Genomic DNA, 22,801 nt, shown 5'->3' with positions numbered 1-22,801 from the left:
ACTACATCACATACATTTCTTTTTCAATCTCTACTAATTGCTTTTGCAATTGTTCTTTACTTTGTTCATATAGTGATACATCAATCGTTTCAGCCAATGCAAATAATACACTTTCATAATAATTCATCACATCTTGCTGCATCACTTTTTGGAATAAGTTCCATTTCAAATCCCACTCTTGCTTATAATGATGAACAAATAAATCTTTTTCATCAGCTACATAGTTTGATACGAGAGGTTCTAATACAGATTTAGCGTCTTCTTGCATAAAGGCTTTGTCATTCTTTTCAAAAAAGCTTTTCTCGTTTTTGAAGTGTGCCAATGCTTTTTTGAAATCTTTTATTTCAACTGAAGGAAACGGTTCTTTATGTGTAATATCTTTATATTCATATTCCACTGTTCCATTCATAGAAATTGATTCATTTTCTACTTTACAGTTCACCACAATTTCATTCTTTGCACGCTTCATCGCTTCATCTATCCATCTTTCAAGGCGTAATGATGTCGCACGCATTTCTTGTAATAAATCATGCTGAATAAATGCTACTAATTCCATAACACACTGCTGCAACTGCACTTTCACATTTCCATCCGTTCGAAGCGATGCTGGATTAATAAATTCAGTAAACACATCGTTATAACGTAGGAATAGACGTTGTTGCACGTAATAAAGCAATTCTTTCACTTCATTTTGCATCGCCTGTTCTTCAGCAAGCACACTATATGATGAAATAATATGAAGTAGTTGATCACGCTCTGCTTCATATTTTTTCGTTTGCTTCTCTTTCTCTTCATTCCCCTGCTTTGCACCATTTATCATATTTACTAACAGCTGATCTGCCCCTTGCAATGCACCATATAAAGCATGAACAGATACGAGCATTAAATCTCTCATCATAAAGGATGTAAATGATTCCTCGAACTTAGCAATCCCAGAGTTTTGTAAAATACCGTACTTCTCTTTCTCAATATTTTTTCCTTGTTTCTCTTCAAGCGCACATAAACTTGAAATTGCAAATAAACGTGGATTTCTAATACCGTATTGTAGTAGCTGGTCTGCGATATAACCTTTTACCATTTCAAGTTCTTCTTCAGACTCTGCTAAATCGGCCGCATTAATTAAGAAGAACATTTTATCAAGAGCAAAAGTATCCTTTACACGACCAAGCTGAATTAAAAATTCACGGTCAGCACGAGAGAACACGTGATTATAATACGTGACAAACAAAATAGCATCTGCGTTTTTAATATACTGGAACGCAACGTCTGTATGGCGGGCGTTAATAGAATCCGCTCCAGGTGTATCTACAAGCGCTACTCCTTGCCTTGTTAATGCACAATCATAATAAAGCTCCATGTACTCAACAAAACAAGATTTTTCTTCATTCGCTACATAATCAGAAAACTCTTCTAATGTAACTTGTACTTTCTCGCCTAAATGTGCAGAAACTGTATCATACCCTTTTTGTACTGCTCGTAAAAAGCTAAATGTTGTTTTTTGCTTCCCAGTTGGTGAAGGGTATTTCATAACTTTATCAATCTGTGCTAACGCTTCATCTAACGTAGTAATCTCATAATGAAACAGCTTATAAACAGCTTTCATATCTTCTAATAAGGCTTGCTTTGATTTAAATTGAACCATTACTGTTCCGTGTGGTTTTTCCTCTGTAACTGGCAAAATTTGATTAATCGTTGCCGTCGTCGGATTTGGTGACACTGGAAGTACTTTCTCACCAAGCAATGCATTGGCAAATGATGATTTCCCAGCACTAAAAGCTCCAAATAATGCTACTGTAAATTGTTTCGTTTCCACACGGCGCCTTTTTTCTATTACCTCTTGCTGTACATGTTTTAGCGCTGGCAATGGCTCTAATATCGTTTCAGCTTTCTTCACTTTCTCTAATATACGCTGAATATTTAAAGCTGCCGTTCCTTTTATCTCTTCCTCACGAGCCGTTACGTTATCATTTACAATTTCCTGCTCTTGTAGTGTGAATTTCTCACTAACAATTTGTTTTTTACTTTGCAATATCTCTTCTATTTGCAATCCTTCTGGTGTAGCAACACGATCATGCCAAACATTTTGTAAATAGCCTTCATATGCCTCCAAATTGTTACTGTATTGCAATTTCGTTTCTTTCGCCGTTTGCAACATCGTATATGTTTCAATCTCTTCTTCAATACGATCAACTGCTTCTTTTACCTTTTGCTTTAAAACGACTGCACTTTTATCAAAAATTTGCTGTGCTTTTGTAAAATAACGTTTCTTTAATTCATTCGCTACATCCGCTGTATAAAGAAGTAAGTAATCACCTGTGAAACCTGCACCTTGTTTAATTACTTCTGCTAACATTTCTGGTCCAAAAGCAATTTCTAAATCATATATGTCTTTCCCAATCTCTTCTGTAAACAACCCTTCTTCTTTTAAGAAGGCAACAATAAATTCTTTCACATGAAAATCAAGTTGCGTTTCGACAGTCTTTTGCAAAGCAGCATAAAAAGCATCTAAACGTCTCTGTTTTTCTTGCTCAGTCTTTCCTTTCGCAAATAGCAAACCAACTTTAAATTTTGTTAATTTTGTTTCTAAGTACGCATTTGCCAATTCTCTCATTTCAAATGGCATTAAATACGCGTTATCTAATATAGCTTGTAAGCCTTTTATAAATTCATTTCTCATTTGAGACTCTTTATTAGCCTCGCGATGTTTCATTTCCGTTAGCTCTTCTTTCTTTTCAACTATTTCTGAAATGGAAAGCGGTGATGCTAACTCTTCCTCATATTTCAAAAGAGCTTTTTCATTTTCAGAAAGAATAAACGAGAAATGTTCCCCCATTAAATATTCTGTTTCTCGCACCATTCCATCTCTTACATACTGCTCTTTTTCTTTCATAATAGAAGTAATTAACGTTTCTAGGTTTTCAATTTCATTATGTGGATGTTTCATCATTCGTAATGATGTATAATAAACTCCATCTACTTCAATATCCCAGTTAGAGAATGATTGTTTTACACTATCGCTATAATCTGCAAACGATAATTCATTTTCTTTATGTTTATCTATTTGATTTACAACGAGATAAACCGTTTTATTACGTTGTTTCAATTCTTTAACAAATTGTAAATTCACTTCCGATTGGACGTGATTATAATCCATCATATAAAAAATTACGTCTGCTAGATGCAGCGTTGATTCTGTCGCTAGTTGATGGGCATCATCTGTTGAATCAATCCCTGGTGTATCAACTAACATAACACCTTCAGGAATTGGTGCATCATTCCGATAAATATGAACACCAATTACCTCATCGCCATCTTTACAAATTTGTTTTAATTCTTCTGCTGAATATGCACCGTCATATTCGTACTGCTCTCCAGATTTAATCGTTACAACAACACGATCAAATCCCTTTTCAATTTTAACGACGTTAGCGCTTGTCGGAATTGGACTTGTCGGTAACAACTGCGCTTTATATAGATGATTCATCATCGTTGATTTCCCTGCTGAGAAGTGACCGCAGAATGCTATCATAAGCTGCTCTCGTTTATATTTTTGAATTACTTCAAACAACTTTAAACTATTCTCTGCATCGCCGTGTTTTTGCCACTCTTCATAAAAACAAACAAGCTTTTTCATACCGTTTGTCTGTACTATGTTTGTCATCCCCTTGTTCCCCTTTATCCAAGATGTATATGCTATTTGCAAGCTAATAATCAGTGAGAAATGCACCTACTCATTGATTACCTTTTCACTTTACTATCATACTAAATTTTCAGCATATTCTCATTAAAAATAAAAAATCCCTTTCATTCTTTTTACAAATGAAAGGGATTTTATGTAATATCACTCATTTTGCTGTTCCTACTCCATTTAAAACATACTTTGCAATAACTGCATATACAGCGACTGTACCTGCTACTAATGCATATACCATACTCATGCACCAACCTTTTTGATAATGATTATCACTTTTGAATACATTTTATCATTAAAGAGAATCATTATCAACACTTTTTCATAAAGAAAGCCCCTTATAAGAAGGAGCTTCACTGCCTGTTTTGAAAAAAGGTAAAACTTGTTGTGCACTCTTATTATATCTCATCTTACATAACTTAATAGTTAAAAAAAATGGAAATCCATCCTATACCCTCCATCTTACATTTTGTATAATAAAAGGGAATTACTTAACAAGGAGGAAAATAATGACACAAAACATTTCACAAGGCGAGAGGATACACTCCATCGATATTATTAGAGGAATAGCTGTACTTGGTATTTTTCTTGTTAACTGGCCTGTTATCGCCGGGATTGACTCACGTGATATTACAGGAGTTTACGAGGGGCTAGATAGCTATATCCGTCTATTTTACGATATGTTTATTCAAACAAAGTTTTATACTATCTTTTCGTTTTTATTCGGCCTAGGATTTTACATTTTTATGACTCGTGCTGAAGCGAAAACAGATCGACCAAAAACTTTATTTGTTCGTCGCTTACTTATTTTATTATTATTTGGTTTCTTACATTACGTTCTTTTATGGGACGGAGACATTTTACATACTTATGCAATTACCGGGTTTTTCTTATTTTTATTTTACAAAAGAAAGCCACGTACTATTTTAATATGGTCAATTGTACTATTAAGTTTCATGCAATTGTTCACATTATTAGGTTCTCTTGTCATGTTAATCGTGCCAGTAGAGGAGTTAGGCCTTTCCACAGCAATTATGCCGTTAGAAAACTGGGGCTTACAAATCACAGACCGATTCTATTCTTTCTACTCTGAAGCAATACGTAACAGTCTTATTATGCTTCCTGAAACACTAGGATTGTTTTTACTCGGATTATATGCCGGTAAAAAAGATATTTTCCGCCGTGCGAAAGAATTAGATCCAAAACTAAAGAAATGGCAAATTATTATGTTTGTTTTAACATTACCGATGTGGTTTATTATGGTTTACTTCTTTATGAACAATCAGCCATACACACCATTTTCACTTATGGGTATTACGATGATAAGCGGAAAGACATTATTCATATTCTACATTTTCACGCTCATGCGTTTATTACAAAAAGAAAAATGGCAAAAGATATTACGTCCGTTCCAGTACGTTGGTCGAATGGCATTAACAAATTATATCTCGCATACAATTGTTACGTTGCTTGTATTCGGAATATTGTTCAAAAATGATTATCTTGCTCCATTATGGGTAGGACCACTATTTTGCATCGGTTTCTACACGCTGCAAATCTTTATTAGCCGCTGGTGGCTGTCACGTTACCAATACGGGCCACTTGAGTATATATGGCGCCTTGGTACGTACGGAAAGATGATGCCACTTAAAAAGAAAAGCAAGGTCTCGTAAACAACACAAAAATAAAAGGTTCAAATCGCATGCGATTTGAACCTTTTATCAATTTTACGCTTCTCTTACCGCACTTTGCATAGACACCGGCTCTTCTTTTACTTTCACTTTACGCTGTGGCACCATATTAAATACGATATTTAAAAGGACTGCTGACGCACTTCCTAGTACGATTCCGTTATCTGTTAAAATACGAATGCTTTCTGGAAGTTGTGAGAATAATGTAGGAACGACAGTAACTCCTAGTCCGATCCCAACAGAACATGCAACGATTAATAAGTTTTCTTGTCTTCCAAAATCAACGCTACTTAACATTTTAATACCATATGCCATTACCATACCGAACATCGCTAACATCGCACCGCCAAGTACTGATTTCGGAATGATTGTTGTAATAGCTGCGATTTTTGGAATGAATCCAAGAACGATTAACATACCACCACACGTGTAAATAATCACGCGATTTCTTACTCCAGTTAATTGAACAAGCCCTACGTTTTGTGAGTATGTTGTATACGGAAAGGCGTTGAAAATACCACCTAACACCATCGCTAATCCTTCTGCACGATACCCTTTTGTTAATTCTTTTTCACCAATCTTTTTATTGCAAATATCAGATAATGCAAAATAAACACCTGTCGCTTCTACAATCCCTACGCAAGCAACGAGAATCATCGTAATAATTGGTGTTAATTCAAACGTTGGTGTACCGAAATAAAATGGCTGGATACCATGGAACCAATCCGCTTCTCCAACCGCTTGCAAGCTTACTTTCCCCATAAATGCTGCAACGATTGTACCGAACAATAGACCTAGTAAAATAGAGATTGAACGAATAAATCCGTCGAAGAAACGATACATAATGATAATAAATAGTAACACACCAAATGCTAATGCTAAATTTTCAAGACTACCGAAATCCTTACTTCCTACTCCTCCAGCCATATCATTAATTGCTGCTGGAACAAGTGTAACTCCAATTACGGTAACGACAGATCCTGTTACAACAGGTGGAAACAGCTTTACAAGCTTTCCAAATAATTTCGCAAAAATAACAACGAATAACCCCGCAGCAATAATTGCTCCATAAATAGAGGATACGCCGTATTGTTTTCCGATTGCAATCATCGGCCCAACGGCTGTAAATGTACAACCTAGTACAACTGGGAGTCCAATACCGAAAAAGCGATTTGATAATGCTTGTAAAATTGTCGCAACGCCGCACATTAATAAATCAATTGAGACTAAATATGTTAACTCTTTTTGATTTAAACCAAGTCCGCCGCCCACTATAAGCGGAACGATAATTGCGCCAGCATACATAGCAAGCATATGCTGCATACCAAGCGATGCGATTTTAATTGGATGTTGCTTCATCGTTTATTTCACCTCCGCAGTTTCTTGCTGTACAAATGTAACTGCGTTATTATGAAGTGATGCAATTTCTGCTAGTGATTCAACACGAACGCCTTGTTCACGAAGCTTCTTTCCTCCATCTTGAAATGCTTTTTCAATAACAATACCAAGTCCAGCAATACTTGCTCCAGCTTGCTCTACTAGGCTCATTAAACCTAAAGCAGCCTGACCGTTTGCTAAAAAGTCGTCAATAATTAAAACGCGATCACTTTCATCAATATGATTTCGAGATAACGAAATTTCATTCGTTTCTTGTTTTGTAAATGAATATATGTTTGCAACATACATATTATCTTGTAACGTTAACGATTTACGCTTTCTAGCAAAGATTACTTTTACACCAAGCTCTAATGCAGCCATAACTGCTGGTGCAATACCTGAAGATTCAATCGTCACGATTTTTGTAATGTTCTCTTCTTTAAAACGTTTAGCAAATTCTTTTCCGATTTCTTGCATAAGTACTGGATCAATTTGATGATTTAAAAATGCATCTACCTTTAATACATCACCAGATAAAACCTTTCCTTCGTTCAAAATCTTTTCTTGTAATACTTTCATGTTTGTTCCCCCTCTTATGCAATAAAAAAACTCCAAAAGCCGCCACCACTCTTTACAAGTGAGAGACGCGCTTTTGGAGTTTCGCAAAAAAGAATGCTAAACAAGCAAATATATTCGTCCTCACTCATAGTCAAAGTATTTACGGTACTTCGGTAGAAACTTGCAGGCCATATCCCCGCGATTATATGAGTGTAGCTAACTATTTATTTTATAGAAGGATTATAACGCACTTTTTATACTTTGAAAAGCTTTTATTCATAAAACACGTACAAATTTTATAAAAACATCATTTTCGTTCGAGTTTTGTAAACTCTTTCATTCCCAATTATAACTTCGTTAAAATGATTGGTCCATCTTCTGTAATCGCAATTGTATGCTCATATTGAGCTGATAATTTCCCGTCCATCGTTCTCGCGGTCCATCCATTTAAATCTACTTTCGAATATCGCATACCTACATTGACAATTGGCTCAATTGTAATTACCATTCCTTCTTGTAACTCAGGCCCTTGTCCTTGCTTCCCAAAATGAAAAATTGCTGGTTCTTCATGAATTTTTTTACCGATTCCATGTCCCGTAAAGTCTCTTGCGACAGAAAAACCTTCAGCAGCTACATAACTTTCAATCGCATAACCAATATCTCCTACATGATTACCGATTATCGCCTGCTCAATGCCTTTATACAAAGCATTCTCGGCTACTAGTAATAACTTTTCTGCTTCATCAGAAACTTTTCCAATTCTATACGTCCAAGCAGAATCTGAAAGACCACCATTTAAGTTTACTACCATGTCAATTGTTACAATATCACCCTCAGTCAAAGGAACATCGGCCGGAAATGCATGACACATTTCATCGTTTACAGATGCACATATCGCATATGGATATCCGTTGTACCCTTTCTGCTCAGACGTTGCACCATGTTTTTCTAAATACGCTTCCACAAACGTATTAATTTCTTTTGTTGTAATACCTGGTTTCATTATCTTCGCAATTTCTCTATGACATGAAGCAAGTAACTTTCCAGATTCATGCATTAAATCTATTTCATTTTTCGTTTTAATTGTAATCATGCTGTCTCTCCTTACTAAACTTGCTATTTACCATTAAACTTCAATCATACACATCCTCTTCCAAAATTACAAAACTTCCAATTACAAATAGTAAGATTTATTTCTGCATAAAAAAACAGAAGGAGATTCTTCTGTTTTTTTAATCATTTTTACATATATAATTCATTTCCAAAAATTCAAAATAACTACCATTCGTCTTCTGTATAAACGTCCCAACTGCTTCAAACCCTGCCCTTTTATACACTTTAATCGCTCTTTTATTAAATGTAGCTACTGATAGTGTTATATACTTGCATCCATATTTTTCTTTACTAAAAGCTAGTATAGCATTTATGAACTGTAAACCAAATCCATTCCCAGTTATATTAGGTCTCATTCCAAGACCTATATCAACCGTTCCATCATTTATTTTACAAACAGTAAAATAACCAATGAGAGTGCCATTTTCCTTCACAGAAAATGTATGATTCCCTCTACTCTTATCTTGTAAAAATTCGGCTAAATCTTCTTCATCTGCCTCTATATCGTAAAAGGAATATTTCCCTTCATAATGCCAGTTGTATGCAATTTCTTCTGCTTCTTCTTGCGTCATCACTGTATAAGTATACTCCATTTTTCTATCCCCTTAAAAAAAAGAGCTGCAAGTAAGCAGCCCTTTTTTATAACTCGTAAATCTCTCTATACTTCGCTTCTAAATAATCTGCTAAGTAATTTGCATTCAATCCTTCACCTGTTACATCTTCTAAAATTTCAAGTGGCTTTTTCGTTTTACCGTATTGGTGAATGTTTTCTGTTAACCATTCACGAATTGGCGTTACGTTTCCTTCTTCTAATAATGCATCAAAATTCGGAATGTCTTTTACCATTCTTTGCTTAAATTGCGCTGCATACATATAACCAAGCGCATAAGATGGGAAGTATCCAAATGAACCACCAGCCCAGTGAACATCTTGTAATACGCCTTGTGCATCGTTAGCCGGACGAATTCCTAAATATGCTTCCATTTTATCGTTCCAAGCCGCTGGTAAATCCTTCACTTGTAATGTGCCATCAAATAACTCTTTCTCAAGTTCATAACGAACCATAACGTGAAGCGGGTATGTAAGCTCATCTGCTTCTATGCGAATAAACGACGGCTTTGATTCATTAATCGCATCATAAAACTCATCTACTGATATATCATTGAATTGACCATCGCTATACTCTTTTAATAAATCATAATTTTTCTTCCAGAATGATTTATTACGACCGATAAAGTTCTCAAAGAATAATGATTGTGACTCATGAATACCCATAGATGTTCCACTACATAGCGGTGTACCTTCAAATTTCTCTGCAATATTTTGTTCATATACAGCATGACCACATTCATGAATTGTGCCAAACACAGCCATACGGAAATCTTTTTCGTCATAGCGTGTCGTAATACGAACATCCCCCCTATTTAATGTGATTTCGAATGGATGTACCGTTTCATCAAGACGACCTGCTTCAAAGTCATAATTTAATTGCTTTAATAGCTCTAATGTAAAGTTTTTTTGTTTTTCTTTTGAAAAATGTTCTGATAAAGCACTTGTCTTTAATCTCTTTTGCGAATCCGATATTTCTTTTACGAGCGGTACGATACGCTCACGAAGTTGACCAAATACGTGGTCTAACACTTCTACTGTAATGCCCGGCTCATACATATCTAATAATGTATTATATTTATATGTTTCATAACCCCAATATGTAATAAATTTCTTTTTAAATTCAACGATTTGTTCTAAATACGGACGGAACATTTCGAAATCAGATTTTTCGCGAGCTTCTTCCCACACACTTTCTGCTTTCGCTTCTAATTTCACATACGCTTCATATTCCGCTTGTGGAATTTTCTTATTTCTATCATATTCTTTACGGCACTCTTCCACCATTTTCTTCGTCGTTTCAGAAAGCTTGTCTTCACGTATTAAATCTTCAAGCTCTGTTAAATAATTTCCCATTTCATCTGAAGTCGACATAGCAAACACTTCTGATGAAAGCATGCCAATTACTTCTGAACGCTGGTCTACACCTTTTTTAGGCGCACCTGTTCTTAAGTCCCAAAACATTAAGCTTAACGCTTCTCCGTAATTTTGTATCTTCTTCACATATGTTAAAAATTGTTTTTCTACTTCATATGTAGCTACTGTCATTATATAAAAGCCTCCTTTTTCTACCTCAAACTTAATTCGACATGAAAATCTAAATTCCTTTTATAATAGAAAAAAAGCTTGGCAAGCGCCAAGCTTTCTCCTTACAATTCTTTACCTTCTACTGGTAGTACGTTTTTCACTGCTTCTACCACTTTCTCATCTTCTGTATCAGATAAGAAGATTGATATAGCACCTTTATCTTCGCTCGTACGAATTAAACGGCCAATCCCTTGACGAAGACGTAAAATCATATATGGTACATCTACATCCCAGAATGGATCATTTACGTGCTTACGCTTCGCTTCAAACACAGGATCGTTTGGAGGGAATGGTAATGACCAAATAATAACATGTGATAATGATGAACCAGGAATATCTAAACCTTCCCATAAATGAACGGCACAAAGTACAGTCTCTTCTTCATTTTGGAAACGAGAAACAAGCTGACTAATTTCTTGGTCCCCTTCATATAGGAACGGAACTGACATTTGTTCTTTACTTACATATTCTTTAAACGCTGCAAGTTCTTGCGTTGTACGGAATAATACAAGTGTACGTCCATTTGTTTTTTGTATATTTTCAAGTGTATATTGACACTTTCTTTCCCATTCATTTTCTTTCGTATGAGATAGTAAGTTTACTGCCATTTGCTCTTCGTAATCAAACGGGGAGGCAACTGAGAATGATAAGTAATCTTTTACCCCTAAGCTATTTGCTGTAAATGCGAATGAATCGTTGTTAGATAATGTAGCAGAAGAGAAAATATACGGGATTTTCTTCGAGAATACTTTCTCTTGTAATACTTCTTCAACTGCACGCGGCATAATTACTAACGTGAAAGCTCCATCACCTTCTTCACCCCATGTAATTACATTTTTCTCGTGCATAAACAGACGAAGTGAATGCTCTAATACATCTAAATGTTCATCAACGATATTTAAATCATACGTGTTTACTGTATGCATTTCACTTTCAAATACTAATGCATCACCGACTTCACCAATTTTCGCATAAAGTCGCTTCGCTTCAGCTGTTACTTTTTCTGTCACAGTAATTTCTAAACGATCAGAACCAGCAATTTCTTTTTTATTCTCTTGTAACACATCAAAGAATCGCTCTGTTTGCCAAATTGTTTCTTCTACTAAATGCGCAAACTCCTCGCGAATATCATTTTGTAATAATCTCGTTAAAAGTTGCTCCATCATCGTTTGCTTTAAACGATATGTTAAAGCTTTTTGAGCTGCATATTCTACAAGATGTCCTTCATCAAATACAACACAACTACTTTCTGGTAATAACGGAATTTGTCCTTCACGCTTACGAGCATCATACGTCCAAATATGATCCATATAGAAATCTTGAGAGCAAATAATTAAATCTGCTGCTTTACGATAATGTTCACGTGATAGAGTTTGCCCACAACGATGACGAGAATCACAAGTGAAGCAATCTTGGAAATAATCCCAATTTACTTTTGACCATTCCTCGTCATTTAAAAGCGGAAATTCTTTTCGGTCACCGTAGTGAGTAAAGTTTTGCATCGTACCATGGTCAAATACAAACTGCGGTAATTCGTAGTATACATCTTCAATTACTTCTGGAGCTCGTCCACTCATAACATCTTCAAGTTTACGTAAACATAAATAATTATCCATTGATTTCGCAAGTCTTACATCTACCGATAAGCCTAATGCCTCAGATAATTTAGCAATGTCCCCTTCTTCTTTCACAAGCTGCTCAATTAACGTTTCATCTGCACAAGCGATAATCGCTGGCTTTCCAGTATAACGTGCATAACAAATTGCATATAGAAGATATACAATTGTTTTCCCGGTTCCTACACCAGCTTCTGCGAACATAACTTTCTTTTCTTGGAAAGCACGCTCTAATTGAAACGCCATAAAAATTTGTTCATCACGCTCTTCAAAGCCTTTTTCCGGAAGGATGTCGTAAAACACATCTCCAATCCACTCATTCAACTTATCATAAAAATTGTCTTGTTTCCCTACTTCAAATGGTAATCTCTTCTCAGTAAACATCCTTAGCCTCCAACCAAAAAGTTTTTCTATAAAAGATATAGCAACTGCTACTCATATGTGTGCAGCCACTTTCCCCTGTTGTAAAACATAGAAATACACGAAAAAAAATTTCCCTTTCGAAAAAGGAAAATTTTCTTCTATATTAATGACTTTAAATACCGTTTATCAATCGCTGTTTCATGTGAAAGAGCTGACAAATATTCTTCTTGTGCTTTTTGTATTTCATCTACAATCGCACCTTGGCTATCCACTTCTTTTCCGAGCTCATCATACGTACGGTGAATAGCTTTTTGAATCATTGATAATTGGAAACTATCCATATCAGTTCCTCCTTTACGCATTACATAATAGCCAGTATATGCGCGCTGGAGGAGTTTTATACTATGAATTACGAGGTGGACGTTTTCCGAAGTATTGGTAGTAATCTGTACGGATAAATCCGTTAAACAGTTTACGTTTCTTCGATGCATCTTTTCCGTAGCACTTCTCAAACGCTTCGTAACTTGTTAATACATACGCCGACCATGTGTCTAATGGACGGAATACTTGTCCCATTTCTTTATACAGTTGTTCAACAAGTGCTTTTTCACTTAAACGTTCTCCGTATGGAGGATTCGTTACAACATAGCCATAATCCTCTTTTGTTGTGAAATCTTTTACTTGCATTTGTTTAAATGTAATTAAATCGCCTAAACCTACTTCTTCTGCATTATCTTGAGCAACTCGAATCATACGATGATCGATATCTGATCCAATGATTTGCAATGGTTGATCATAGTTCGCTAAATCTTCAGCTTCTTGACGAGCTTCACGCCAGTTTTGTTTACCAACCCAGCCCCATTCATCCGATGCAAAACCACGGTTAAATCCTGGTGCAATATTTTGCCCAATTAATGCTGCTTCAATCGGAATTGTACCTGATCCGCAGAAAGGATCCACGAATGGACGATCTGGCTTCCAGTTTGTTAATTTAATTAAAGACGCAGCTAATGTTTCTTTTAAAGGAGCTTCCCCTTGATCCACACGATATCCACGTTTATGAAGTCCAACACCGCTCGCATCGATTGTTAATGTTGCGATATCTTTTAACATTGCAATCTCAATACGGAATAACGGTCCATCTTCTTCAAACCAAGTTGTACGTTTATATGTTGTTTTTAATTTTTCAACGACAGCCTTTTTAACGATACGTTGGCAATCCGAAACACTGAATAACTCAGATTTTAAAGATTTACCGATAACAGGGAACTCACCGTTTTCTGGAATATAATCTCCCCAGTTTAATGCTTTCGTTTTCTCAAACAGCTCATCAAATGTTGTCGCTTTAAATTCGCCAACTTTAATTTTCACACGGTCCGCAGTACGTAACCATAAATTCGTGCGACAAATCGCCTTTTCATCTGCTTCAAATGTTACTTTGCTGTTTTCTACTTGGCATTCATAACCAAGATCACGAACTTCTCGGGCAACTAAAGCTTCAATACCCATTGCTGCTGTTGCGATTAAAGTAACTTTTCCCATTTGCATTCACCTCTTATGTATATTCAAACAATAATTAATAGCCATTTATCCTATTAATTATTACATTTTACGAAGAATTTTCTCATTAACCATTTTAACTCATAATTTATAACTTCATACAAATAAAAAGCCCTCCTCTAACAAAGGAGAGCTGAGTTATTTCATAGTTGGTTCATAACGTTCTGTAAGCCATGTTCTGTTCCTTTGTACTGCAAACGGCCCACGCCTCGTACTCCGGTGGCAATCATCTATCTACAGGTTATACAACCTGTCCTTTCCCATCGTTCATTTCCTTGGAAAAGATTCCCCTACCATTATTTGGGTTTCTCGCTCGTGGGGTTTACCTCGTTCCACTCCTATCATTTCTTCAAGGACTTCGTCACTGTGGCACTTTAAAGGTAGTCAAACCATATCCGAAAGGACTTAGGTTTTTTCCCTGCCGTTAAACCAGCCTTACAGCCAGAATACCCTAGCTTATGAATTGGCTAGGCACGAACACTACAGCCATCTCAGGCCGTGCGAGCATGGACTTTCCTCTACAACGTTGGCGTTGCAGCGATTACCCAAACGTTATGACATCCATTAGTATAGTGGAAACAAAAAGATTTTGCAATGTTTTTTTCTATGTAAAATGCTGTAACCTTTTTATCACCAGAAATTATTCGTATAACTTACTTCCAAATACAGCTTTTTCTAAATTCGATAGACGTTTTAAAATGTCCGTATTCGTGTTGTTATATACTGGTTGTGCAACTGGTGTTTGTACAACTGGTTGTTGTGGAACTTGCGTTGCTGCTAGCTTTTGTTCTTCTAGTTCACGCTTTAAACGAGCATTTTGTTGCTTTAATTGCTCAAATTCCTTGTGAAAAGCTTCGTAATCTTTAATGATCATATCAAGAAACTTGTCTACTTCTTCTTGTTGATAACCTCTCATACCTGTTTTAAATTCTTTTTCTAAAATATCTTTTGCCGTTAATTTAATTTTATCCGAAATCATTTTCTTCACCTCAAATTTTTGCCAAAACTTTCATTAACTAAATTTTTTCAGAAACAATGCTTTTTGTCAATCATATATACGAGTACTATATTACATATTACTCAGCATTATTCCACTGTTCCTCTTCTATTATATCTTGTAAATCGGAAAAAAGAATGAAATAACTGTGATAATTTTCTATTTCTCCTTTTTTCTTTGCCGCTTCTACAATATATTTAGGACTCCCTGGTTTTTCTTCATCATATACAGCTAAAAGTGCATCACTTTTTTCAATAAAAAATTGATTTTTTAATTTAAATTGCTCTGGGCTTTCGTACTTTCGTTTTGTGATACTATCAACATGGTCTGCTTGAGAGAGAATAAATTCGTAATATTCACGGTTATCTTCCTTCCAACCTTCTTCTTGTTCTAAAAATGGAGTAAATACCGCTAATTTTAAATCTGGATATTCTACTTGTATTTCAAAAACAACTTCAGCAGCCCATAATTCTACACCTAACTGGCCACTTATTATAACCCACTCTAACCCATCTTCTACAAAAGCAGTTAATTTACGACGCAGCGCCTTTTTTATACATTCTACTCCTGGATGATCATTTTTAAATATTCCAAGTTCAAATGGCTTATAGCCTGTTACTGCAATAACTTTCATATCAACACTCCAATTACAAAAAAAGAACTAGCATTTCGCTAGTTCTAACATATCATTTACTTTTTAAATATTCCACCAACGTTTGGTCCAATATTCGGACCTACTGGTGATACATTGTTTGGTAAAAATGGTGATACATTTGGTCCTGGTCCAAACGGCGATACATTCGGTCCTGGTCCGAATGGGGATATTTGATGACCGTGGTGGTGGTGATGACCATGGCCACATGGTCCACATCCGCCGAATCCTGGATCGATTGGGTCCACAACATTTACATTTGAATTTGTTTGCGGGAAGAAGTTTTGGTTTTTAATTTGTTGATGATGTACATGTGTTGTATGCGTCGGGAAAATGTGTGGCACCACCGTTGTTGAAAAAGAATGTGTTACGCATTGTTTCGTCGGATGAATGACAGGAGCAGTTGTACAAATAGGTCCTGTAGGCTTATGCCCTCCAAAGCAAGGATGACAATGATGCATAGTTTTTCTCTCCTCTCTCATAAAAAAAATCTGATTACACTTTACAGTATGAGAAAAGAGGGTAAGCCGCTTGTTATATATACCCATTTATTCTAAGGAAATTTGTCTAGTCTTTGATTTTCTATCCAATGCTTTTTATAGACAAACCTTCGACATTACTTACCAAAAAAGCCTCCCACTTGCTTTACAATACCTGTCACTTGATTCATCGCATTCATCATTTGTCCAGCTGTATTCATCATTTTATTTACATCATAGTTACCATCTGAATTTTTAAATTGGGAAACAAAACTAGAAAATTGACTTGGTTGCTGCTGTTGCTTTTGTTTATTTTGTGTCGGATACGGTTGTTTTGGTGGATAAAACATCGCTTGTTGATTGCCATAGGGAGATGGTGGTGGCATATAGTATTGTGAATTTATATAAGGTTGCGGTTGTTGATTCATATACGGTTGCTGCGGTTGATTCATAAACGATACTTCAAATGGCTGGTAATAATTTTGATTTCCATAATGAGGCTCGAAAGGATACATATTATAACGTAAATATGTATCCGTATTATATTGGTACATATTTTGCTGTGCATATGGATTAGATTGCTGATATACGTTAGATTGTTGAAACATGCATTCTCTCCTCCTTCACATAAGTTTCTACATATATAATATGTACTTGTAAAATAATTTGTGTGACGGAGTATCTGTCTATTTTTGTCGGAAGTTTAAATTTTTAAAAAATTATAAAAGAAAACCCTTCCATGCTATGATAAAAAAGAAGAAGATTCTCATGGGGGAGGAATCAACATGGTATTAGGGGATTTAAAACAAGCGTTTTCTCAAAAAAAGGGGTATTACACAGAGAATGTAAATGAATTGTTAGACTTTGCGAGACATTGGTATCTCGAAGGGAAAATATGTATTTCAGATTACCGAACAGTAATAAAAGAACTAGAAATAAACGGGGCAACAAAACCTACAACAGTGACAGAAGCATAAAAAACAAGAGGGTTTTCCCTCTTGTTACTTACATTGCTCAATTATATTTTGCAAAGTATACGAAATGGCTTGATGCGTTTCAAAGAATCGCTTACCTTTACCCTTATTTACAAAGCATTGCAACACATTTGTTTGTAAATTATCGTACACTTGATCAATTTGCTGTACATGTATATACTTCGGTTTTTCTTCCTTAATCCATTCATAAGCTAATTCTTTCCACACTTTTAATTCCTCATCTACCATATCTACAAACGGTTTCATATCCTTATAAAAATCGTATTCAATCATTTCTCTTTTTTTCACATTCGCTTCATTATTATGTTGCATAAGTTTTTCCGAAGACTGTATTAATGCTTCATACTTCATTTTATTCCCACCTTATTATGCACTCACTACGACGTTTTGAAATGCCTTCACCCAATTCCCTTTTTCTTCGTGATGCACTAATTTATTTTCCATATGCTCAATATGCATTTCTGTTATTTCTATCTTGTTGCATATTTTTTCACTCTTATCCTTTAATGCATGATTCATTCTAATCCCTATATTCATTTCCAGCAAATCGAGAGAACTTAACATTTGATCCATTGTTTTCATTACATCTTCCTTCTGAACCATCGCCATATACAAAACGCCTCCTTCTTTGCTTTTCCTTTGTCATGTAATTTCGCCGAATGATTCTTCACTCCTGCCCACATGACAAAACTAGTTGTTATTCGTCAAAGAAATCATTTTGTATGTCATTTATAGAAATGGTAACAATACAAAAAGGAGGTGCATGAAAATGGCAAAGAACAAAAACGAAAAAAAGAAAAAACAAAATAAACAAAATAAACCCGAAACTGGCAATCCAAAATTAGATGGTCCAAACTTCCCTGCTACATAAAGTGAAACTTCTTTAATCTCTTATATTCATTACGTTTTGAGATTAAATGTTTACCACGCATAGTAGGGTTACTTCACATTAAGAAGTCCCGTCTTCATTTATGAAGACGGGACTTCTTTTTTATTATATCACGAACTCATCCATCCTTTTAACAAAACGATTTACGGTGGAAGCAATATAGATTTGCTCCCTCTTTCTTTTATACCATTCTGTTATATCAACTTCACCCGTATACTCTTCTCGTAAAAATAGTTCATTTATTTCCGTATCTCTACAAAACCAATCTCTCATACTTATTTCATCATGTGCAACAGCAGGATAAACTTCTCTAAGAGCTGGTGTACAAGATTTTCTAGCTTCACTTACATAACATTCATAATCTGTTCTTGATCCTGTGTGTATCGTTTGCGATGCAAATCTATGGAATAAACTTTTGTAATTCGGATGGAACAGTAACGCTGCTAATTTCTTTCCTAGTTCTATACGCTTCTGTAACGTTTCAAATTGATAAACTGAAAAACCATACACCTTCCCTTCAACGGTTGGGAATATAACGGCACTAATATGAAGCATTTCTTGTAATTTAAAAAGGGCTGTATGGAATACATGTTTTTTAAAGTATGCATTCTCAATAACTGGTTTTTGAATTTTATTTTGTTCATTTATAATAAGCGCTGTCATAAGTCTATTTATATCTTTTTTCTCCCAAAAATATATCCATTCTTTTTCCATAAAAATGGATACGTTAAAATATTGTAACAAATGGAATAGTGGGATCTGCCTCCTCTTACTTTCTTCGTATAACAACAGCTGAGGAAATGCATCTAAAAAAATAATCCAATTTGCTTCTTCGTAAGTTAAAAACAAATGTTTTTTTACTGTTTGAGGTAAAACAGTAGCATAATATCTCCCTTCTAAATCAGTCATATTCCATCCTGCATTTCTTGAGACCATACTTGCTAAAAAAGCCCACCTAATCTCACTATTTCTTACATAATATTCTTGATAACACTCTGTTCGAGAAATGTTGTCCATATTAGCTATTTCTATTTCCCTCTTAATGTTGTAAACGATTGTTTTTTCCTCTTCTGTACAGACCATCATCTTTTTACGATATTGCTTGATTTTTTCATAATCATTCCATGTAAACATAAAGAAGTCCTCATACCTTTCTTGAAAAAGGTCACATCTTTTTTCATTTTTTGTTATAATCACCTTTGTAAGTAATTCTTAGCAAGTTGGGAGTGGACACACTATGACCATTCGTTACCCAAATGGAAAACGGTACAATCAAGCTTCACAACCTCATAAAACACCAATTAAAAAACATACTTACAGTAATAGAGGTATGTCCCTTGAAGAGGAATTGAATGAAACGAATGAATATTACTTAACCCATAATATTGCATGCGTACATAAAAAACCTACACCTCTTCAAATTGTAAAAGTGGATTACCCCGCTCGAAGTGCTGCAGTGGTAAAAGAAGCGTATTTTAAACAACCTTCTACAACAGATTACAACGGTGTATATAAAGGGAAATACATCGATTTTGAAGCGAAAGAAACAAAAAATAAAACGAGTTTTCCACTTCAAAACTTCCACCTTCATCAAATTGAGCATATGAAGCAAGTAATCGCTCATAATGGAATTGCATTTGTTATTATTAAATTTACACTTTTTGATGAACTTTATTTATTAGATGCAAAACATATTATTGCATTTTGGAATCGTCAAAATACAGGTGGAAGAAAATCGATTACGAAAGAAGAAATAGAAGAGCATGGATCTTTATTATCATGCGGTTATCACCCTCGGATTGATTATATCCGTGTACTAGACACGGTTTATTTTTCGTGATAGAGTCATCACTAAGGCTCTTTTTTCGACTTTTGGGGAGAGAATGAAAGGTAGGAGAAAGTATAATGTCAGATAATTATCGTTCTCGTACAGAACGAAATCATGTAAAAAATCAAAAGCAAGAAACAAATACAGAGAAAAAACCAAAGAAAAAAGGCTCCTTTTTTAAAAAATTCCTTATAGGTTGTCTACTTCTTGGTATCGTTGGTCTTGTAGCTGGCGTGTCCGCTTTCTTTGTTATGGTGAAGGATGCTCCAAAATTAGACAAATCAAAACTTGTCAACCCTTTATCAACAAAGTTTCTTGATAAGAACGGGAACTTTTTCTATGAATACGGTGCTGAAAAACGAACCCACGTTACGTATGATCAAATTCCAAAAGTAGTTGAAAATGCATTCCTTGCAACTGAGGATTCACGTTTCTATGATCATAATGGAATTGATTTTAAACGAACTACAAAAGCAGTTATGGAAAATGTCACTGGGGGATTCGGATCTCAAGGTGGTAGTACGATTACACAACAAGTAGTCAAAAACTATTTTCTAACGATGGACAAAACTGCAAAGAGAAAAGTGCAAGAATGGTACCTATCTTACAAATTAGAGCAACAATACTCTAAACATGAAATTTTAGAAATGTATTTAAATAAGATTAACTTAGGTAACCGTTCGTACGGTATTGCAACAGCAGCAAAAAAATATTATGACAAAGATTTAAAAGACTTACAGTTACATGAAGCTGCAATGCTTGCAGGTTTACCCCAAGGTCCTAATATTTATGATCCTACAAAAAAAGACAACGTTGAAAGAGCTACACAACGTCGAAACGTCGTATTATCATTAATGAATCGACATGGTTATATAACAAAAGCTGAGATGGATAACGCAACGAAAATCCCTGTAACTGAAGGTCTTCAACCATCTTCAGAAGTAACGGAGATGAAGTATCAAGCATTTTTAGATGCTGTTGTAAAAGAAGTTGAAAAAGAATATCCCGATGTAAATATCGGTTCAGATGGTTTAACGATTCATACAACACTTGATCAAGATGCGCAAGATTATGCTGATAAAATTATGGATGGCAATCTTATTAAGTATCCGAACGATCAATTCCAAGGATCATTCGTATTTATGGATACACAATCTGGAGAAGTTCGAGCAATTGGAGCTGGGCGTAAAGAAAGTAAGTCTACTTTCAAAGGTCATAATATGGCCACTGATTTAAAACGCCAAGTTGGTTCAACAATGAAACCAATTTTCGACTACGGTCCAGCAATTGAGAATTTACAATGGTCTACATACCATCAATTAAATGACTCAGAATATACGTATTCCGATGGTAAAAAAATACGAAATGCAACAAATAGTTACAAAGGTGACGTTTCACTACGTGAAGCTTTGAAAAAATCATTAAACATTCCCGCTTTAAAGACAGCTCAAGCGGTTGGTCTTCCTAAGTCACAAGCGTTTGCTGAAGGTTTAGGTATGACATTTAAAGACGGCAAAACATATGAATCAACAGCAATTGGTAGTAACGATAGTTCTCCATTACAAGTAGCAGGTGCATATGCAGCCTTTGGTAACGGTGGGAACTACAATAAACCGCACTTCGTAAAAGAAGTTATCTTCCCAGATGGGAAAAAGAAAAGTTTTAAACCGAAAGAACAACGTGCGATGCAAGACTACACAGCTTACATGGTGACTGACGTTCTTCGTGACGTAGTAAAACCTGGTTCTGGTGGTACGGGTCCAACAGCATACGTTTCAGGTGTTGATGTTGCCGGTAAAACAGGAACACAAAACTTTGATGCAGACGTTATAAAAGAATATGGTATTCCAGCTGATGCAAACAGAGATAGCTGGTTCGCTGGATATACACCGCAATATACAATGGCAGTATGGACTGGGTACGAAAAAAATGGCCCAGAAAACTACATTAGTGATCGTTATACTAGAATTGCACAGCAAATGTTCCAAGTAATGATGAGTAAATTCGCTACAGATAAAACTCGTTTCGAACGCCCTTCTTCTGTACAAGAATTAAATGGTGAATTGTACGTAAAAGGCGCTAAAAAGGATGCAGTGAAACAAATTAAAGTAGATGCACCTAGTGGTCTTAATGTCACTTTCGATGGCGCTAGCACAGTTACACTAAACTGGTCTGGACCAGCAGAAGTTGATGCGTATGCCGCAAGCTATAAAGCGACTGACGGTTCAAGTGGTAGTTTATCAATAAAAGGTACGACAGCTACTCTTGGTGGTATTAAACCAGGCATTACTTACAGCTTCTCTGTAGTAGCGAAAAAAGGTACTGGAACAAGCCCTGCCGTTGGTGCATCCTTCACTGCGCCTGGAGGAACTCCAGACGCGAAGAAAGCTGAAGATGAGGCTGCTAAGAAGAAGGCTGAAGAAGAAGCTAAGAAAAAAGCTGATGAGGAAGCTCAGAAAAAGGCCAATGAAGACAAATTAAAACAAGAAGAAGCTACTAAAAAAGCTGAAGAAGAAGCTCAGAAACAACAAGAACAACAACGTAAACAACAAGAAGAAGCTCAAAAGAAAGCTGAAGAGGAAGCTAGAAAAAAAGCTGAAGAAGAAGCTAAAAAACAACAAGAACAACAACGTAAACAGCAAGAAGAGGCTCAAAAGAAAGCTGAAGAGGAAGCTAGAAAAAAAGCTGAAGAAGAAGCTAAGAAACAACAAGAGCAACAACAACAACAACAAAATACCGGCGAAGATACACCTCACGCAGACGGAAATGTTGTTACAACAGAGTCTTAATACAAAA

21 protein-coding genes, 1 other RNA gene and 1 riboswitch are annotated in these 22,801 nt (G+C 35.6%); of the genes, 5 read left to right on the top strand and 17 right to left on the bottom strand.

Translation table 11 applies throughout. The features are described from left to right. Position 1: 1 nt before the first annotated feature. On the bottom strand, positions 2-3,661 hold the full coding sequence (locus PQF83_RS02625) for a dynamin family GTPase (RefSeq protein ID WP_000182152.1): 3,660 nt from the start codon (positions 3,659-3,661) through the stop codon (positions 2-4). A 539-nt stretch (positions 3,662-4,200) separates the two neighbouring features. Between PQF83_RS02625 and PQF83_RS02620 the strand changes: the two genes are divergently transcribed. After that, a complete protein-coding gene (locus tag PQF83_RS02620) occupies positions 4,201-5,364 on the top strand; it encodes a DUF418 domain-containing protein (RefSeq protein WP_000193094.1) in 1,164 nt (387 codons plus the stop codon). 54 nt (positions 5,365-5,418) lie between these two features. Here PQF83_RS02620 and pbuX read toward each other — a convergent pair whose 3' ends face one another. The 13 genes from pbuX to PQF83_RS02555 all read right to left on the bottom strand — a co-directional run bounded on the left by pbuX (position 5,419) and on the right by PQF83_RS02555 (position 16,901). After that, positions 5,419-6,741 carry a xanthine permease PbuX gene (pbuX, locus tag PQF83_RS02615; protein ID WP_000809240.1) on the bottom strand — a complete coding sequence of 441 codons (1,323 nt, stop codon included), beginning with the start codon at positions 6,739-6,741 and terminating at the stop codon, positions 5,419-5,421. Positions 6,742-6,744: 3 nt separating this feature from the next. Beyond that, positions 6,745-7,338, bottom strand: coding sequence for a xanthine phosphoribosyltransferase (locus PQF83_RS02610; RefSeq protein WP_000866480.1), 594 nt, complete (start codon positions 7,336-7,338; stop codon positions 6,745-6,747). A gap of 107 nt (positions 7,339-7,445) precedes the next feature. Then, a riboswitch (purine riboswitch) is annotated at positions 7,446-7,547 on the bottom strand. Between the two features lie 116 nt (positions 7,548-7,663). Further along, entirely contained in the window at positions 7,664-8,410 is a 747-nt protein-coding gene (locus PQF83_RS02605; protein ID WP_000628427.1) for a type I methionyl aminopeptidase, read from the bottom strand. Positions 8,411-8,549: 139 nt separating this feature from the next. Further along, positions 8,550-9,023, bottom strand: coding sequence for a GNAT family N-acetyltransferase (locus PQF83_RS02600; RefSeq protein WP_000456876.1), 474 nt, complete (start codon positions 9,021-9,023; stop codon positions 8,550-8,552). 46 nt (positions 9,024-9,069) lie between these two features. Beyond that, the gene (gene ypwA / locus PQF83_RS02595) at positions 9,070-10,587 is read right to left on the bottom strand and encodes a carboxypeptidase (protein WP_000215095.1); all 1,518 of its coding nucleotides are present in this window, start codon (positions 10,585-10,587) and stop codon (positions 9,070-9,072) included. 101 nt (positions 10,588-10,688) lie between these two features. Next, positions 10,689-12,626, bottom strand: coding sequence for an ATP-dependent DNA helicase (locus PQF83_RS02590; RefSeq protein WP_000493701.1), 1,938 nt, complete (start codon positions 12,624-12,626; stop codon positions 10,689-10,691). A gap of 137 nt (positions 12,627-12,763) precedes the next feature. Beyond that, positions 12,764-12,946 (bottom strand): DUF3921 domain-containing protein, encoded by a 183-nt coding sequence (locus PQF83_RS02585; RefSeq protein WP_000376895.1) that lies wholly within the window; start codon positions 12,944-12,946, stop codon positions 12,764-12,766. A 61-nt stretch (positions 12,947-13,007) separates the two neighbouring features. After that, positions 13,008-14,147 carry a THUMP domain-containing class I SAM-dependent RNA methyltransferase gene (locus PQF83_RS02580; RefSeq protein ID WP_000521234.1) on the bottom strand — a complete coding sequence of 380 codons (1,140 nt, stop codon included), beginning with the start codon at positions 14,145-14,147 and terminating at the stop codon, positions 13,008-13,010. A 180-nt stretch (positions 14,148-14,327) separates the two neighbouring features. After that, positions 14,328-14,718, bottom strand: an RNA gene (gene rnpB / locus PQF83_RS02575) — RNase P RNA component class B. 87 nt (positions 14,719-14,805) lie between these two features. Further along, the gene (gene gpsB, locus PQF83_RS02570) at positions 14,806-15,144 is read right to left on the bottom strand and encodes a cell division regulator GpsB (protein WP_000622430.1); all 339 of its coding nucleotides are present in this window, start codon (positions 15,142-15,144) and stop codon (positions 14,806-14,808) included. 97 nt (positions 15,145-15,241) lie between these two features. Then, positions 15,242-15,796, bottom strand: a complete 555-nt coding sequence (locus PQF83_RS02565; RefSeq protein ID WP_000862921.1) for a DUF1273 domain-containing protein — start codon at positions 15,794-15,796, stop codon at positions 15,242-15,244. Between the two features lie 56 nt (positions 15,797-15,852). Continuing rightward, the gene (locus tag PQF83_RS02560; protein ID WP_000546264.1) at positions 15,853-16,275 is read right to left on the bottom strand and encodes a CotD family spore coat protein; all 423 of its coding nucleotides are present in this window, start codon (positions 16,273-16,275) and stop codon (positions 15,853-15,855) included. A 155-nt stretch (positions 16,276-16,430) separates the two neighbouring features. Beyond that, positions 16,431-16,901, bottom strand: coding sequence for a YppG family protein (locus PQF83_RS02555; protein ID WP_000487707.1), 471 nt, complete (start codon positions 16,899-16,901; stop codon positions 16,431-16,433). A gap of 177 nt (positions 16,902-17,078) precedes the next feature. On the opposite strand from PQF83_RS02555, the gene PQF83_RS02550 reads away from it, so the two are divergent. After that, positions 17,079-17,270: a YppF family protein gene (locus PQF83_RS02550; RefSeq protein ID WP_000242664.1), complete on the top strand. Its 192-nt coding sequence runs from the start codon at positions 17,079-17,081 to the stop codon at positions 17,268-17,270. A 24-nt stretch (positions 17,271-17,294) separates the two neighbouring features. Here the strand turns inward: PQF83_RS02550 and PQF83_RS02545 are convergent, their stop codons facing one another. Beyond that, positions 17,295-17,639, bottom strand: coding sequence for a YppE family protein (locus PQF83_RS02545; protein ID WP_000872959.1), 345 nt, complete (start codon positions 17,637-17,639; stop codon positions 17,295-17,297). A gap of 15 nt (positions 17,640-17,654) precedes the next feature. After that, on the bottom strand, positions 17,655-17,897 hold the full coding sequence (locus tag PQF83_RS02540; RefSeq protein ID WP_001252039.1) for a hypothetical protein: 243 nt from the start codon (positions 17,895-17,897) through the stop codon (positions 17,655-17,657). A gap of 85 nt (positions 17,898-17,982) precedes the next feature. On the opposite strand from PQF83_RS02540, the gene PQF83_RS02535 reads away from it, so the two are divergent. Continuing rightward, entirely contained in the window at positions 17,983-18,159 is a 177-nt protein-coding gene (locus PQF83_RS02535) for a hypothetical protein (protein WP_001982922.1), read from the top strand. A gap of 123 nt (positions 18,160-18,282) precedes the next feature. Here the strand turns inward: PQF83_RS02535 and PQF83_RS02530 are convergent, their stop codons facing one another. Beyond that, complete coding sequence (locus PQF83_RS02530; RefSeq protein ID WP_000495633.1) at positions 18,283-19,311, bottom strand: DUF2515 domain-containing protein; 1,029 nt, start codon at positions 19,309-19,311, stop codon at positions 18,283-18,285. Between the two features lie 103 nt (positions 19,312-19,414). On the opposite strand from PQF83_RS02530, the gene recU reads away from it, so the two are divergent. Then, positions 19,415-20,017 carry a Holliday junction resolvase RecU gene (gene recU / locus PQF83_RS02525; RefSeq protein WP_000155592.1) on the top strand — a complete coding sequence of 201 codons (603 nt, stop codon included), beginning with the start codon at positions 19,415-19,417 and terminating at the stop codon, positions 20,015-20,017. A gap of 65 nt (positions 20,018-20,082) precedes the next feature. Beyond that, positions 20,083-22,794, top strand: coding sequence for a PBP1A family penicillin-binding protein (locus PQF83_RS02520; RefSeq protein ID WP_001283132.1), 2,712 nt, complete (start codon positions 20,083-20,085; stop codon positions 22,792-22,794). Positions 22,795-22,801 lie beyond the last annotated feature (7 nt).

Origin of the sequence: Bacillus sp. FF-1, assembly GCF_028548245.1 — a bacterium.
Lineage (GTDB): Bacteria > Bacillota > Bacilli > Bacillales > Bacillaceae_G > Bacillus_A > Bacillus_A paranthracis.
The sequence above is the reverse complement of the archived record's forward strand: the minus strand, read 5'-3'. Positions and strand labels throughout refer to the sequence as shown.

Bases quoted from the DNA above. Each gene is read 5' to 3' on its own strand.
- PQF83_RS02625 (WP_000182152.1), bottom strand. From the start codon at position 3,661: ATGACAAACATAGTACAGACAAACGGTATGAAAAAGCTTGTTTGTTTT.
- PQF83_RS02620 (WP_000193094.1), top strand. From the start codon at position 4,201: ATGACACAAAACATTTCACAAGGCGAGAGGATACACTCCATCGATATT.
- pbuX (WP_000809240.1), bottom strand. From the start codon at position 6,741: ATGAAGCAACATCCAATTAAAATCGCATCGCTTGGTATGCAGCATATG.
- PQF83_RS02610 (WP_000866480.1), bottom strand. From the start codon at position 7,338: ATGAAAGTATTACAAGAAAAGATTTTGAACGAAGGAAAGGTTTTATCT.
- PQF83_RS02605 (WP_000628427.1), bottom strand. From the start codon at position 8,410: ATGATTACAATTAAAACGAAAAATGAAATAGATTTAATGCATGAATCT.
- PQF83_RS02600 (WP_000456876.1), bottom strand. From the start codon at position 9,023: ATGGAGTATACTTATACAGTGATGACGCAAGAAGAAGCAGAAGAAATT.
- ypwA (WP_000215095.1), bottom strand. From the start codon at position 10,587: ATGACAGTAGCTACATATGAAGTAGAAAAACAATTTTTAACATATGTG.
- PQF83_RS02590 (WP_000493701.1), bottom strand. From the start codon at position 12,626: ATGTTTACTGAGAAGAGATTACCATTTGAAGTAGGGAAACAAGACAAT.
- PQF83_RS02585 (WP_000376895.1), bottom strand. From the start codon at position 12,946: ATGGATAGTTTCCAATTATCAATGATTCAAAAAGCTATTCACCGTACG.
- PQF83_RS02580 (WP_000521234.1), bottom strand. From the start codon at position 14,147: ATGGGAAAAGTTACTTTAATCGCAACAGCAGCAATGGGTATTGAAGCT.
- gpsB (WP_000622430.1), bottom strand. From the start codon at position 15,144: ATGATTTCGGATAAAATTAAATTAACGGCAAAAGATATTTTAGAAAAA.
- PQF83_RS02565 (WP_000862921.1), bottom strand. From the start codon at position 15,796: ATGAAAGTTATTGCAGTAACAGGCTATAAGCCATTTGAACTTGGAATA.
- PQF83_RS02560 (WP_000546264.1), bottom strand. From the start codon at position 16,275: ATGCATCATTGTCATCCTTGCTTTGGAGGGCATAAGCCTACAGGACCT.
- PQF83_RS02555 (WP_000487707.1), bottom strand. From the start codon at position 16,901: ATGTTTCAACAATCTAACGTATATCAGCAATCTAATCCATATGCACAG.
- PQF83_RS02550 (WP_000242664.1), top strand. From the start codon at position 17,079: ATGGTATTAGGGGATTTAAAACAAGCGTTTTCTCAAAAAAAGGGGTAT.
- PQF83_RS02545 (WP_000872959.1), bottom strand. From the start codon at position 17,639: ATGAAGTATGAAGCATTAATACAGTCTTCGGAAAAACTTATGCAACAT.
- PQF83_RS02540 (WP_001252039.1), bottom strand. From the start codon at position 17,897: ATGGCGATGGTTCAGAAGGAAGATGTAATGAAAACAATGGATCAAATG.
- PQF83_RS02530 (WP_000495633.1), bottom strand. From the start codon at position 19,311: ATGTTTACATGGAATGATTATGAAAAAATCAAGCAATATCGTAAAAAG.
- recU (WP_000155592.1), top strand. From the start codon at position 19,415: ATGACCATTCGTTACCCAAATGGAAAACGGTACAATCAAGCTTCACAA.
- PQF83_RS02520 (WP_001283132.1), top strand. From the start codon at position 20,083: ATGTCAGATAATTATCGTTCTCGTACAGAACGAAATCATGTAAAAAAT.